The organism is Mesorhizobium sp. WSM4830, from assembly GCF_055811495.1.
Genome location: NZ_JBVVQI010000007.1, coordinates 125,510 through 139,136, shown reverse-complemented (window position 1 = coordinate 139,136; position 13,627 = coordinate 125,510). Strand labels below are relative to the sequence as shown.

At 62.4% G+C, this 13,627-nt stretch carries 13 protein-coding genes and 1 riboswitch; of the genes, 8 read left to right on the top strand and 5 right to left on the bottom strand.

Annotated elements, in window-relative coordinates:
- Nucleotides 1-15: 15 nt before the first annotated feature.
- Nucleotides 16-918, bottom strand: coding sequence for a polyphosphate kinase 2 (gene ppk2 / locus AC0L2Y_RS12005; protein ID WP_473556295.1), 903 nt, complete (start codon nt 916-918; stop codon nt 16-18).
- Nucleotides 919-1,116: 198 nt separating this feature from the next.
- On the opposite strand from ppk2, the gene AC0L2Y_RS12000 reads away from it, so the two are divergent.
- From AC0L2Y_RS12000 to AC0L2Y_RS11990, 3 genes are all read left to right on the top strand, one after another.
- Nucleotides 1,117-2,382 (top strand): sensor histidine kinase, encoded by a 1,266-nt coding sequence (locus AC0L2Y_RS12000; protein WP_473556294.1) that lies wholly within the window; start codon nt 1,117-1,119, stop codon nt 2,380-2,382.
- Nucleotides 2,383-2,499: 117 nt separating this feature from the next.
- Complete coding sequence (phoU, locus tag AC0L2Y_RS11995) at nt 2,500-3,225, top strand: phosphate signaling complex protein PhoU (RefSeq protein ID WP_473556293.1); 726 nt, start codon at nt 2,500-2,502, stop codon at nt 3,223-3,225.
- Nucleotides 3,226-3,341: 116 nt separating this feature from the next.
- A complete protein-coding gene (locus AC0L2Y_RS11990) occupies nt 3,342-4,349 on the top strand; it encodes a magnesium and cobalt transport protein CorA (RefSeq protein ID WP_023677347.1) in 1,008 nt (335 codons plus the stop codon).
- 153 nt (nt 4,350-4,502) lie between these two features.
- Here the strand turns inward: AC0L2Y_RS11990 and AC0L2Y_RS11985 are convergent, their stop codons facing one another.
- A complete protein-coding gene (locus tag AC0L2Y_RS11985; protein ID WP_023677348.1) occupies nt 4,503-5,027 on the bottom strand; it encodes a GcrA family cell cycle regulator in 525 nt (174 codons plus the stop codon).
- A gap of 355 nt (nt 5,028-5,382) precedes the next feature.
- Between AC0L2Y_RS11985 and AC0L2Y_RS11980 the strand changes: the two genes are divergently transcribed.
- From AC0L2Y_RS11980 to AC0L2Y_RS11970, 3 genes are all read left to right on the top strand, one after another.
- Entirely contained in the window at nt 5,383-6,582 is a 1,200-nt protein-coding gene (locus AC0L2Y_RS11980) for an acetylornithine transaminase (RefSeq protein WP_473556291.1), read from the top strand.
- A 14-nt stretch (nt 6,583-6,596) separates the two neighbouring features.
- Nucleotides 6,597-7,508: an ornithine carbamoyltransferase gene (gene argF, locus AC0L2Y_RS11975; RefSeq protein WP_254816329.1), complete on the top strand. Its 912-nt coding sequence runs from the start codon at nt 6,597-6,599 to the stop codon at nt 7,506-7,508.
- A gap of 162 nt (nt 7,509-7,670) precedes the next feature.
- On the top strand, nt 7,671-8,681 hold the full coding sequence (locus tag AC0L2Y_RS11970; RefSeq protein WP_352488227.1) for an Hsp33 family molecular chaperone: 1,011 nt from the start codon (nt 7,671-7,673) through the stop codon (nt 8,679-8,681).
- A 77-nt stretch (nt 8,682-8,758) separates the two neighbouring features.
- On the opposite strand, the gene apaG is transcribed toward AC0L2Y_RS11970, so the two are convergent.
- Complete coding sequence (apaG, locus tag AC0L2Y_RS11965; protein ID WP_254816331.1) at nt 8,759-9,151, bottom strand: Co2+/Mg2+ efflux protein ApaG; 393 nt, start codon at nt 9,149-9,151, stop codon at nt 8,759-8,761.
- Nucleotides 9,152-9,379: 228 nt separating this feature from the next.
- Between apaG and AC0L2Y_RS11960 the strand changes: the two genes are divergently transcribed.
- Entirely contained in the window at nt 9,380-10,534 is a 1,155-nt protein-coding gene (locus tag AC0L2Y_RS11960) for a ceramide glucosyltransferase (RefSeq protein ID WP_352488228.1), read from the top strand.
- A 36-nt stretch (nt 10,535-10,570) separates the two neighbouring features.
- On the opposite strand, the gene AC0L2Y_RS11955 is transcribed toward AC0L2Y_RS11960, so the two are convergent.
- On the bottom strand, nt 10,571-11,761 hold the full coding sequence (locus AC0L2Y_RS11955; protein WP_473556288.1) for an O-succinylhomoserine sulfhydrylase: 1,191 nt from the start codon (nt 11,759-11,761) through the stop codon (nt 10,571-10,573).
- Nucleotides 11,762-11,831: 70 nt separating this feature from the next.
- Nucleotides 11,832-11,909, bottom strand: a riboswitch (SAM riboswitch).
- 135 nt (nt 11,910-12,044) lie between these two features.
- On the opposite strand from AC0L2Y_RS11955, the gene AC0L2Y_RS11950 reads away from it, so the two are divergent.
- Nucleotides 12,045-13,139: a 2'-deoxycytidine 5'-triphosphate deaminase gene (locus AC0L2Y_RS11950; RefSeq protein ID WP_352566449.1), complete on the top strand. Its 1,095-nt coding sequence runs from the start codon at nt 12,045-12,047 to the stop codon at nt 13,137-13,139.
- 16 nt (nt 13,140-13,155) lie between these two features.
- Here the strand turns inward: AC0L2Y_RS11950 and AC0L2Y_RS11945 are convergent, their stop codons facing one another.
- A complete protein-coding gene (locus AC0L2Y_RS11945; RefSeq protein WP_473556285.1) occupies nt 13,156-13,608 on the bottom strand; it encodes a hypothetical protein in 453 nt (150 codons plus the stop codon).
- Nucleotides 13,609-13,627 lie beyond the last annotated feature (19 nt).

Genomic DNA, 13,627 nt, shown 5'->3' with positions numbered 1-13,627 from the left:
ATCGATGAGGTGAGCTTATTTTTCGAGGAAAGTCGGCCCTTCGCCGATGATCTTCCTGTCCTCCTTGCCGATGACGTCGAGGTCGCGGCCGTCATAGGGAAGCGAAAGGAGAATGCGCTGCATGACGGCCAGCCGCGCGCGCCGTTTGTCGTTCGCCCGCACAATGATCCAGGGCGCGAACTCCTTGTGCGTGCGCTCGACCATCAGGTCGCGCGCTTTGGTGTATTCGTCCCATTTGGTGATGCCGGCGATGTCGATTGGCGAAAACTTCCAGCTCTTCAGCGGGCTCCAGCGGCGGTCATGGAATCGCTCGAGCTGCGTTTCCCGGCCGATGTTCAGCCAGAATTTGAAGAAATGTATGCCCTCGTTGCGGATCATCCGCTCGAAATGCGGAACCTCGTCCAGAAATTGCTCGTGCTGCTCGGGCGTGCAGAATCCCATCACCGGTTCAACGCCGGCGCGGTTATACCAGGAGCGGTCGAAAGTGACGAATTCGCCCGACGTCGGGAAGTGGTCGACGTAGCGCTGGAAGTACCATTGTCCAAGCTCGGTGGGTGTTGGCTTGGTCAGCGCCACGTTGCGCGCCGTGCGAGGGTTCAGATACTGGCGCAAAACGAAGATCGTGCCGCCCTTGCCGGCGGCGTCGCGGCCCTCGAACAGCGACATTACCCGCTTGCCTGTCGACTGCAGCCACGCCTGCGCCTTGACCAGCTCGATCTGCAGCTTCTCAAGCTTCTCGTCATACTCCCCGCTTTTCATCTTCTTGTCGTAGGGATAGCCGCCGGCGGTCAGCTTGCGGTCCTCGACCCAGTCGGGAAGCGTCGGGGCCTCGATGTCGAACTCCCGCTCCTTGCCGTCGATGATGATCTTCAGCGGACCCGATGAAGGTATGGCCGGACTTTCCTTGGTGTTTTTCATCGAGGCGAACCTTTCCAGCTTCCGGACTCATGCTATTGGGAGCCTTACTGCATCGGCCCGGAAATCGGAATCGATTTTCGGAAAGAACAATGCAGCAGATAAAGTGGTAGAGCGTCCTTTGTGCGTCCAATTGAACGCACTGTGCTCTAGCGCCGGTCCAGCAGGAAGTTCTTGAAGTTGGCCGCAGACGGAGCGCAAATGGCCGACATCGGCACAAAGCGGAAAGGCAGGGCGCAATGTGTCGCCATGCGGCTGTGGAACAGCCGCTGGCTGCTGGCGGCCGGCCTCGTTGCGGTTCTGATGGTCTATGGTTTTGCCGGCATGTCCGGCTATGTGGTGCTGCTGGCAGGCGCGTTGCTGGTTGCCGCTGCGATGCTGCCGGCCGGCGTCGCGCGTCAATCGACCGAAAATGCCGCGGCCATCGAGGCGAGCGGCCTGCAGCGGCTTTCCGGCGAATATCTCGCGGCGGCGGTTGCCGATCCGTTGATCATTTTCGATCGCTCCGCCGCCATCGTCCATGCCAACGCCGCCGCCTTTGCCGCCTTTGGCGGGATTGCCCCCGGTATGTCGCTGTCGCTGAAATTCCGCGCGCCGGAAATGCAGGCCTTGCTGGATAGTATCTTGGCAGGCAACGTCGCTTCGGACAGCGTCGACTACATAGAAAAGCTGCCGGTCGAACGAGCCTATCGGGTGAGCGCGTCTTCAGTCGGCCATGCCACGGATCTCTACGTGCTGGTGTTCAAGGACCAGAGTGAGGCGCGCCGGATCGACAGAATGCGTGCCGACTTCATTGCCAATGCCAGCCACGAGCTGCGCACGCCTCTCGCCTCGATCGCCGGCTTCATCGAGACGCTGCGCGGGCCGGCCCGCAACGACCCCGAGGCGCGCGAGCAGTTCCTGCAGATCATGCAGAACCAGACCAGCCGCATGGCGCGCCTCATCGACGACCTTCTGTCGCTGTCGCGCCTGGAGATGAAGCCCTATCTCAAGCCGGGAACCGAGGTCGACCTGCGCCAGGCCATCGACAGCGTCATCGATTCGCTTGGGCCGCTCGCAAAGGAAAACGGCGTCGTCATCGAGCGTGATTTCGCGGAAGGGCCGCTCGACGTGCCCGGCGATCGGGACGAGCTTTTCCAGGTCTTCGAAAACCTGCTGGAAAACGCCTGCAAATATGGTCAGTCGGGCGGACGCGTCGTGGTGTCGATCATACTCAGCGACAGCGATCCCGAACCGGGCATCGACGTCACCATCAGGGATTTCGGCCCCGGCATCCCCGAAGAACACATCCCGCGCATCACCGAGCGGTTCTACCGCGTCGACGTCGAGAACAGCCGGAGCCAAAAGGGCACCGGCCTTGGCCTGTCCATCGTCAAGCATATCCTGACGCGCCACAACGCCAGGCTCTCCATCAGGTCGGAGCTCGGCAAGGGTGCGGCGTTCACGGTCCATTTGCCGGCTCGCTGACGCGGTACTATCTCTACCACATAATGGGCCGTTTCTTTTTTCTGTCATCCGGCTAGCGTATCAGCGGGGATTCGAGGGAACGACTCAACCACAAGATCCCGGGAAGGCATTTCGTCCATGCAGTCCGTGCATATCGTCAGCGCCTATGACGAGGAGCTGAAATATCTGTCGAAGCGCATCGCGGCGATGGGCGGGCATGCCGAGCGCATGGTCGAGCAGGCAGTCGCGGCGCTGGTCAATGCGGATCCGGGGCTTGCCCAGAAAGTCATTCGAGACGACCTGGTTCTGGATGAGGGACAGCGCGAGATCGACGACAAGGCGATCATCATCATCGCCAAGCGCCAGCCGATGGCGACGGATCTGCGCGAGATCGTCGGCGCGATCCGCATCTCGGCGGACCTCGAACGGGTAGGCGACCTCGGCAAGAACGTCGCCAAGCGGGTGGTTGCCGTCGCAGACGGGCGCCAGCCGAACAGCCTGTTCCGCGGCCTCGAGGCTTTGGCCAATCTGGCACTGACCCAGCTCAAGGAAGTACTCGACGTCTACGCATCGCGGTCGGTGGAAAAAATCAGTTTCGTACGCGACCGCGACGACCAGATCGATGCCATGTACACCTCGCTGTTTCGCGAGTTGCTGACCTACATGATGGAAGACCCACGCAACATCACGCCCTGCACACATCTCCTGTTTTGCGCCAAGAACATCGAGCGCATCGGCGACCACGCCACCAACATCGCCGAGACGATCTACTATATCGTCACCGGCGATCAGATGCCGGCCGATCGTCCAAAGGGCGACAAGACGGACAAGATTATTCTTCCTGCAACGCCACCGGCGAAGTGAGTTCTCCCGACACCGATGCGAATTTCGGATTCGCCACCTGACAGAAAATTGCGCTAAGCTTTCGACGCGCCGACTTCTCAGTTCCGCGATGAAGGCCCCGCCTTCAGGAGGCTGCGATGGAATATGTCCGCGAGTTTGCTCCTGCGCCGCCGATGTCGGGCATAATCGCTTGCGGCGTCTATACGGCTGGGCGGCGCATCGCCGACATTCCGATCGAGGAAGCCGGCGAATGGGCCGGGAAGCCGGGCCACGTGGTCTGGATCGGACTGCTGGAGCCCGACCGCAATTTGTTGCTGCGCGTCCAGGCGCAATTCCATCTGCATGAGTTGGCGATCGAGGACGCCGAGCATCCGCACCAGCGACCGAAGATCGAGCAATATGGGGATGCCCTGTTCATCGTTGCCCGCACGGCGCAGCTGATCGACAGCCGTGTCACCTTCGGCGAGACGCATCTGTTCGTCGGCGCCGGCTATATCGTCAGCGTCAGGCATGGCCCGTCGACCTCCTACGCAGCCGTTCGCCAGCACTGGGAAAGCTGCCCGCATTCCCTTGCCAAGGGCGAGGATTTCGTCCTCTACGCCATTCTCGATTTCATCGTCGACAATTACATGCCGGTGCTCGAGCAGATCGAAAACGAGGTCGAGGCGATCGAGGACAAGGTTCTGCTGAAACCGATGACCGGCTCCGATATCGAACGGCTTTATATGCTGCGCCGCGATCTCTTGCGCCTGCGTAATGCGGCCCTGCCGCTGGTGGAGGTCTGCCGGCGGCTGACCAGCGCCGATCTGCCGCAAATCCACACAGCCATGCACCCGCTGTTTCGCGACGTCACCGACCACATCCGCACTGTCCAGGAAAAGATCGACAGCCTGCGTGAGGTTCTCGCCTTCGCCTTCGAGGCGAGCCTTCTGGTCGGTCAAAGCCAGGAGACGGCGATCTCCAAGAAGCTTGCCTCATGGGCCGCCATCTTGGCGGTGCCCACGGCGTTCGCGGGCATTTACGGCATGAATTTCAGCGACATGCCGGAACTGAGGATGGAATATGGCTACCCGGCCGTCCTGGCGGCGATTGCCCTGATCTGCACGTTTCTTTACTGGCGGTTTCGCAAGAATGGGTGGCTATGAAGGGTAGGGCAGTAGGGCAGTAGGGCAGTAGGGCAGTAGGGCAGTAGGGCAGTAGGGCAGTAGGGCAGTAGGGCAGTAGGATATCGCTTCCGAGCACGCTTCTCCGCAATTCACCACATACTGCCGTACTGCCCTACTCCCTAACTCCCCTAACTATCTGCTCCGCCGCCGCTCCGATGCCGGCTGGAACGCCACGCGGGCGTGGTACTTGCAGTAGGGCCCGGTTTCGGCGGCGTCGTTGCCGCAGAAATGAAAGTCTTCCGAAAGCGGATCGCCGTTCGGCCATTTGCAGGTGCGCTCGTTGAGCTCGACAAGTTGCAGATGCCGCGAGATCGGCACGACGACGTTCTCGACCGGGCGGATATAGTGGCGCGCCACCGGTTCGGCATCGAACTGCGCCTTGAGCGCGGTCGCACCGATCGACATCGACGTCGTGGCATGGCGGGTGGCGCTTGCTGCCCGCGACACCGATTTCTGGATCGTCGATCCCTGTACCGTCTTCTTCTGGCGTGCCGGTGAGGCGGTCGTGCGTCCGCGACCGGACAGTTTCAGCCGGTGCACTTTGCCGATGACCGCATTGCGGCTGACCCCGCCAAGCTGTGCGGCGATCTGGCTGGCGCTGAGGCCCTCCGACCACAATTTTCTGAGAAGTTCGACTCGCTCGTCAGTCCAGTTCATGAGACCGCGCTCCTGCTGAAACATGCGGCAATCGGAATCCATTCCCGACCCGGCTTCTGCCGGGCAGACACCACATATATCGGGTGATTAGGTCCGCCGCACGAAATCTAGTTATTTCTCTACTACAATTACCTTATGCGCTGACTCGGTGACAAGAGTCCCAAGGCCAACACGAATCGGTTTTTTCGGTTTTCCCCAACTTGCCCGGTCACTTATGAGCCGGCGTTATGCTGGAGGGCTTGCCGCACGTCCTTGCGCGACCTTTTCGTTGACTTCACGGCCGAAAAACACGATAAGCCACAAGGGCCGCCGCTTTGGCGGCTTTTTGATTTTTCCGGTTCCGGAGACGCATATAATGAGCGGTTCGGCGCTTTTCGAGACCTTTGTTCGCGCACCCCTGGCTTTCGACCACGGTGAAGGCACCTGGCTGGTCACCGACAACGGCGAGCGATATCTCGATTTCGCCGGCGGCATCGCTGTGAATTCGTTGGGCTACAGCCATCCGCATCTGGTCGCGGCCCTTACCGAGCAGGCCGCCAAGCTCTGGCACGTCTCCAATCTGTACGAGATTCCGGGACAGAGCCGGCTCGGCGAGCGGCTGGCCGATGCCAGCTTCGCCGACAAGGTGTTCTTCACCAATTCCGGCGCAGAGGCGCTCGAATGCGCCATCAAGACGGCGCGGCGCTACCACTTCGTCCACGGCCATCCCGAGCGCTACCGCACAATCACCTTCGAAGGCGCTTTCCACGGCCGCACCCTGGCGACCATCGCCGCCGGCGGCCAGTACAAGTATCTGGAAGGTTTCGGCCCCAAGGTCGACGGGTTCGACCAGGTCGGTTTCGACGATATGGATGCCGCCGAAAAGGCGATCACGCCTGAGACCGCGGCGATCCTGATCGAGCCGGTGCAGGGCGAGGGCGGCATCAGGCAAGTGCCGACGCAATCGCTGAAGCGCCTCAGGCAGCTCTGCGATCAGCACGGGCTGCTCCTGATTTTCGACGAGGTCCAATGCGGCGTCGGCCGCACCGGAAAGCTGTTCGCGCATGAGTGGGCGGGTGTCACCCCCGACCTCATGGCGGTGGCCAAGGGCATCGGCGGCGGCTTCCCGATGGGTGCCTGCCTCGCCACCGACGAGGCGGCGGTCGGCATGACCGCCGGCGTGCACGGCACCACCTTCGGCGGCAATCCGCTGGCGATGGCGGTCGGCAACGCCGTGCTCGATGTGGTGCTGGAGGACGGCTTTCTCGAGGACGTCCGGCGCAAGGCACTGCTGTTGAAGCAGGGGCTTGCCGGTGTCGCCGACGAATTTCCGGATGTTATCGAAAGCATCAGGGGCACCGGCCTGATGCTCGGGCTTAAATGCGCGATGCCCAACACCAAAGTCACGGTGGCACTGCGTGACCAGCATCTCTTGACGGTTCCGGCCGGCGACAACGTTATCCGCCTGCTGCCGCCTCTCACCGTCACCGACGCCGAGATCCACGAAGCGCTCGAGCGCATTCGTGCCGGCGCCAAGAGCCTGGCGGATGCCATCGTCGCTGCCGCTGCGAAGTAATCCTGGAATTCCTGATGTCCCTTCGCCATTTCACCGATCTTTCCGCCGTTTCTGAAGGCGATCTGCGCTTCATGCTCGACGACGCAGCTGTGCGAAAGGCAAGGCTCAAGGCCGGCGAACGCAGCAAGCCGCTCGAAGGCAAGGTGCTGGCGATGATCTTCGACAAGCCGTCGACGCGCACGCGCGTGTCGTTCGACGTCGGCATGCGGCAGTTGGGTGGCGAGACGATCATGCTGACCGGCACCGAGATGCAGCTTGGCCGCTCCGAGACCATTGCCGACACGGCCAAGGTGCTGTCGCGCTATGTCGATGCCATCATGATCCGCACCACCTCGCATGACCGGCTGCTGGAACTGACGGAAAACGCTACGGTCCCCGTCATCAACGGGCTGACCGACGAGACCCATCCCTGCCAGCTGATGGCCGACATCATGACCTTCGAAGAGCACCGCGGTCCGGTGGCCGGCAAGACGATCGCCTGGACCGGCGACGGCAACAACGTGCTGCATTCGCTGCTGGAGGCATCTGCGCGCTTCCATTTCAAGCTGAACGTCGCCGTGCCCGAGGGCAGCGAACCGGCCCAGAAGCATGTCGACTGGTCGAAAGCCAATGGCGGCAAGCTGAAATTCACCCGTTCGCCCGAGGAGGCCGTTCACGAGGCCGATTGCATCGTCACCGACTGCTGGGTGTCGATGGGCCAGGAGCACCGTGCCCGCGGCCACAATGTCTTCCTGCCGTATCAGGTCAATGCGGCACTGATGGCGAAAGCCAAGCCGGACGCGCTGTTCATGCACTGTCTGCCGGCGCATCGCGGTGAAGAGGTTACCGACGAGGTCATCGACGGACCGCATTCTGTGGTGTTCGATGAGGCCGAGAACCGGCTCCATGCCCAGAAGGCGGTCTTGGCCTGGTGCCTGGGCGCTTGATAAGGGCCGCCTTGATCCGGGCTGGCCTGATCTGCGCCGCGTTGATCCGGGCCGCCTTGATCCGGGAGTGGGTGGTGCCTATCTCAGGCGCATCACGCAAATCGAGCGCGTCTCGTCGCATGCGCCCCGGAGGGCGGCATCGCCGCGCCCCGGAGCTTTGTCATGTTGGAAACTCATCAATTGGCTGAACATAAACCCAAGCTCGGCGAATTCGGCTACGCTGGCGACGACCATGTCGTGCCGTTCGAGGTCGGCCCGCTCGACGTGCGCGGCCGCACCGTCCAGCTCGGGTCGATGCTCGACGCTATTCTCAGCCGCCACGACTATCCAGAGCCGGTCGCCCGGCTCCTGGCCGAAGCCTGTGTGCTGACGGTATTGCTCGGAACTTCGCTGAAGTTCGAGGGCAAGTTCATTCTGCAGACCCGTACCGACGGGCCGGTCGACATGCTGGTCGCGGATTTCTCCACGCCGCACGCGCTGCGCGCTTATGCCCGCTTCGATGCCGACCGGCTGCAGGCTTTGACTTCTGCCGGTGAGACGTCACCGCAGACGCTGCTCGGCAGCGGTGTCCTGGCGCTGACCATCGACCAGGGCGCCCACACGCAACGCTACCAGGGCATCGTCCAGCTCGACGGCGTCACGCTGGAAGATGCCGCACGCACCTATTTCCGCCAGTCGGAGCAGATTCCGACCGACCTCCGGCTTTCGGTTGCCAAGCTTCTGACGCCCGGCGTCGGCGGTGCCCGCGAGCAATGGCGGGCCGGTGGCCTGCTGGCACAGTTCCTGCCGCAGTCGGCGGAGCGCATGCGCGTACCCGACCTTCCCGGTGGCGACGGCGATCCGCGTGAGGAAATCCACGACCCGACCGACAATTCCTGGCAGGAGTTGCTGGCGCTGCTTGGTACTATTGAACCGACCGAGCTGATCGATCCGACGATCGGCGCCGAACGGCTGCTTTACCGGCTTTTCCACGAGCATGGCGTCCGCGTCTTCGGCGGGGTGCCGGTCGCCGACCAGTGCTCATGCTCGAGGGAGAAGATCCGCGGCATCCTCGAAGGCTTCTCCGCCGAGGAGATCAGGGACAGCACCGAGGATGGCAGCATTCACGTGGCCTGCGAATTCTGCTCGAAACAATATGACTTCGATCCGGCGGAATTTGCAGCGGCTCAATAACGAGCGTCAGTGCGGCTGCCTTCGCAGAACTTGGATTCCCTCGCCCCGCAAGGCGGGGAGAGGAATCCAAGTGAACGTCAATTGACGGTGCGCCGCGTGCCCGGCAAATCGAGCGAGAAGGCGGGGATGGCGACGTCGAACGTCTCGCCCCGCTTGTTGCGCATTGTGTAGTGCCCGACCATGATGCCGGACGGGGTCGAGAGCGGGCATCCAGACGTATACTGATAGCTGTCGCCGGGGTTGAGTCCGGGTTGCTCGCCGACGACCCCGGGGCCGCGCACTTCCTCGACCTTGCCGGTGCCATCGGTAATGTGCCAGTAGCGTGACAGAAGCTGCACGAACTCGTCCGACTGATTGTCGATGGTCACCTGGTAGCCCCAGACATAGCGGTTTTGCGGCGGGTCGGAGTGATCCTCCAGATAGAACGGCCTGACCTGCACTTCGATGTTGCGGGTGACGGCGCTGTACATAAACTGCTCCAAAGCAATGTAGATGGAACTTTCGATGCTCAGCGCAGTTTGGTCAACGATGCGCGGCATCTTCTTGCCCGATCTCAAGCGCAGGTGCCGAAAAACAATGTCATTTGAGTGACACATGACAATGATGGTGTGCAGGCTTGTGCCGGGCGACTCAGCGTTTTGTCGAATTGTTGAAAACGGCCGTCATGCGGCCGGCATTTCTGGAGTGACCAGATCTCGATGGAACCGACATTCGCAGCCGCTCTCCTTTCCATAGCCCTCCTTCTTTCAAATCTCGCCAGCATCCTGTTAGCCTCGCTGAAGCTGAAGCGACCAGCCAAGATTGCACCGCCCGCGGCCAACGCGCCGCCGGTATCGATCGTCATCCCGGCGCGCGGCGTCGAGCCGTTTGCCGAAGAGACGCTGGAGCGCGCCTTCTCCCTCGACTGGCCGCGCTACGAACTCATCTTCTGCGTCGCCCATGCCGACGACCCGGTAGTCAAGCCGATCAACGCCGCAATGGCGCGCTTTCCAGCTATTCGCGCCCGTCTTCTAGTCGGTGACGACCGCATCAGCGGCAATCCAAAACTCAACAATTGCGTGAAGGGTTGGGAGGCGGCGCATTATCGCTGGGTCATCCTTGCCGATTCCAACGTGCTTATGCCGAGCGATTACGTCCAGCAGCTGCTGGCGGCCTGGCGGCACGACACCGGCCTCGTCTGCTCGACGCCGATCGGCTCGCGGCCGGACGGTTTCTGGGGGGAGGTCGAATGCGCCTTTCTCAACACGCTGCAGGCACGCTGGCAGTACGCTGGAGAGGCGCTCGGCCTCGGCTTCGCCCAGGGCAAGAGCATGTTGTGGAACAAGCCGATGCTCGACGCCAATGGCGGCATCCGCGCGCTTGCCGCCGAGATCGCCGAGGACGCCGCCGCGACCAAGCTCGTCAACCGACTCGGACTGCGGGTCAATCTTGTCGCCTCGCCATTCGAACAGCCGCTCGGCCGGCGCACGCTTGGCGAGATCTGGTCGCGGCAGGCGCGCTGGGCGCGGCTGCGCCGCGTCACCTTTGCACTGTTCTTTGCCCCCGAGATCCTGATCGGCGCGGCGCCGCCGCTGGTGCTTGCGCTGGTTGCCGCGGCTGATGCCGGCGTCAGCCTGCCGGCCACCGCCACCGCCGTGCTGGCCGCGGCCTACCTGCCGGAATGCGCCTTGGCCTCGGCCAAGGGGTGGCACCTGTCGCTGCGCACCATCCCGGCGATGATGGTTCGCGACTGCATGCTGCCGGCGATATGGGCGCGCGGATGGCTGAGCGGCGCCGTCGATTGGCGAGGCAATGTGATGACTATCCAGACCAAGGCCGTCGCGGAGCTGGAGGAGACCCCGTCCGGCGCCTGATCGGCGCGTCCCCGCTCGCCTCTGTTCGGCCAGCCCTTATCCGGCAGCTCTCAGCGCCTGCTCGATGTCTTCGAGCAGATCGTCGGTGTCCTCAAGGCCGACTGACAGCCTGAGCGTGCCCGGTCCGATGCCGAGCTCGGCGCGGGCCTCATCGGTCAAGTTCTTGTGCGTCGTCGTCGCCGGATGGGTGATCAGGCTCTTGGCGTCGCCGAGATTGTTGGAAATCAGCACGACGTCGAGTGCGTTCTGGAAGGCAAAGGCCGCCTGCTTGCCGCCCTTCACATCCAGGCAGATCAGCGTCGAGCCGCCCGACATCTGCTTCTTGACCACGGCCGCTTGCGGGTGGTCGGCGCGGCCGGGATAGATGACGCGGGCGATTTGCGGGCGCTCGGCGAGGAAATCCGCGATGCGGCCGGCACTTTCCGTCTGCTGGCGTACGCGCAGCGGCAGCGTCTCCAGGCCTTTCAGCAGCGTCCAGGCATTGAAGGGCGAGAGGCTCGGGCCGGTGTGACGGAAATAGTCATGCAGGTTCTCGTCGATCCATTTCTTGTCCGACAGGACGATGCCGCCAAGACAGCGCCCCTGGCCATCAATATGCTTGGTCGCGGAGTAGACGACGATGTGGGCGCCGAGCTGCAGGGGTTTCTGCTGCAAGGGCGTGGCGAAGACATTGTCGACGATCAGCCTGGCGCCAATCGAGTTGGCAAGTGCGGCGACGGCGGCGATGTCGACCACTTCCAGCGTCGGATTGGTCGGGCTTTCCAGGAAGAACAGTTTGGTGTTCGGCTTGACCGCTTTTTGCCAATTGGCGATGTCTGTGCCGTCGACCAGCGTTGCCTCGATGCCATATTTCGGCGCCAGCGTCTCGATCACCCAGCGGCAGGAGCCGAACAGTGCGCGCGCCGCCACGATATGGTCGCCAGCCTTGGCGCTGCACAGCAATGCTGCCGTCACCGCCGCCATGCCGGATGCAGTGGCGCGCGCGTCCTCGGCTCCTTCCAGCGCGCACATGCGTTTTTCAAACATGTCCACGGTCGGATTGGCATAACGCGAATAGATGAAGCCCGGCTCCTCGCCCTTGAAGCGGGCTTCCGCCGCTTGCGCCGTCTCGTAGACATAGCCTTGGGTGAGATACATCGCCTCGGAGGTCTCGCCGAAGCCAGAACGCAGCGTCCCGGCATGCACGAGTGCGGTCTGAGGCTTCCAGTCGCGCTTCTTGGTCATCATTCTATCCAAACACCAAAATTGGTCCAAACAACAAAAAACCGGTCGCGAAAGTCGCAACCGGTCCATATGGCCTTGCGGCCCGACGGTCCTTTAGCGACTTGTTTAACGTGGCTGCAAGCCGACCGGCCAAATCACCACGGGATAACGAGCTTTAGACCCGCGCCACGCTTGCGTCAATTGCCGGCATGATTAAGAGGGTTGTACCAAGCAGGTGCCAAAGGCGTCCACGGTCGGACCTGCGACAGAACAAGACCTCGCCCGGCGTTCGAACGGAGCCAGACCCTTGCGGCAGACAGGCATTCTTCCCGATCAGGATATTTCCGCGCTGTTCCAGACGGGCGCGCTGAAATCGACGCGCACGCTCGATGCCGATCAGATCCAGCCGGCCAGCCTCGACCTCAGGCTCGGCGACAAGGCCTGGCGGGTGCGTGCTTCCTTCTTGCCCGGCCCGGACCACAGAGTTGTCGACAAGCTCGACCGGCTGAAGCTGCACGAGATTAACCTCGCCGAAGGTGCTGTGCTGGAAACCGGCTGCGTCTACATCGTGCCGCTGCTCGAAAGCCTGGCGCTGCCCGCGCATATTTCGGCTTCGGCCAACCCGAAGAGCTCGACCGGGCGGCTCGATATCTTTACCCGGGTGATGACCGACCGTGGCCACGAGTTCGACAAGATCGCCGCCGGCTATGAAGGCCCGCTCTATCTGGAGGTCAGCCCGCGCACCTTCCCGATTGTGGTGCGGACAGGCTCGCGGCTGTCGCAGATCAGGTTCCGCACTGGCAATGCGCTCTTGTCGGAAAGCGAGCTGCACGAACTGCACCGCGCCGAGATGCTGGTCGCCACCGAACCGCCCAACATCTCAGGCGGCGGCATCGCGCTGTCGATCGACCTCGACGGCGACAAGGATGGGCTGGTCGGCTATCGCGGCAAGCACCACACCGGCCTGGTCGACGTCGACAAGCGCGCCGCGCAGGATGTCGTCGATTTCTGGGAGCCGCTCTACAAGAGCGGCGCCGGCGAACTGGTGCTCGATCCGGACGAATTCTATATTCTGGTGTCGCGCGAGGCGGTGCATGTGCCGCCGCTCTACGCCGCCGAAATGACGCCCTTCGATCCGCTGGTCGGCGAGTTCCGCGTCCATTATGCCGGTTTCTTCGACCCGGGTTTCGGCCATTCGGCGTCGGGCGGCACCGGCAGCCGGGCGGTGCTCGAGGTGCGTAGCCACGAAGTGCCGTTCATCCTCGACCACGGCCAGATCGTCGGACGGTTGGTCTACGAGCACATGCTGAAACGGCCGCAAGCGCTCTACGGCACAGACCTCGGCTCGAACTATCAGGCGCAGGGCCTGAAACTGTCCAAGCATTTCCGCGCCGCGCGCTGATCTTGTTCGCAAGCCGTCAGCCGCGAAACAGATATTCTTTCGCGGCGCCAAGGCAGCCATGAAACTGACCGATAAAGAGCAGTTCTCGCACTGCCAGTCGCTTCTTCCCCCAAAATCCTCTGGTTTGCTTCTCGTCGTCAAGTGAGGCGCTTGAGCTGGACTGCAAGGGGAAGAATTGCTTGCCGAGACATCCCAGCACATGGGCTCTGGCGGAGTCGATACCGCAGGCCCTGCCATTGTCGTTCAGTCTGTCAGCGCGGAGTGCGGACGTCATGCGATCCGCGTTGCGCATCAGAAAGCTCACTTGCGATTTCGAATAGCCGGTGGCCAGAAGCCGGTTAGTCATCGACATCCGGGCTTCGCGATAGGATTTTGCGCTGCATTGTCCGGCGCTGTAAGCCGCTGGGGAGAAATAGGCGAGGAACAGGACTAAACCTACGAACACGGTGCCAATCCGCAGGCCGTTCATTTTTCGCCCCTGAATTCTG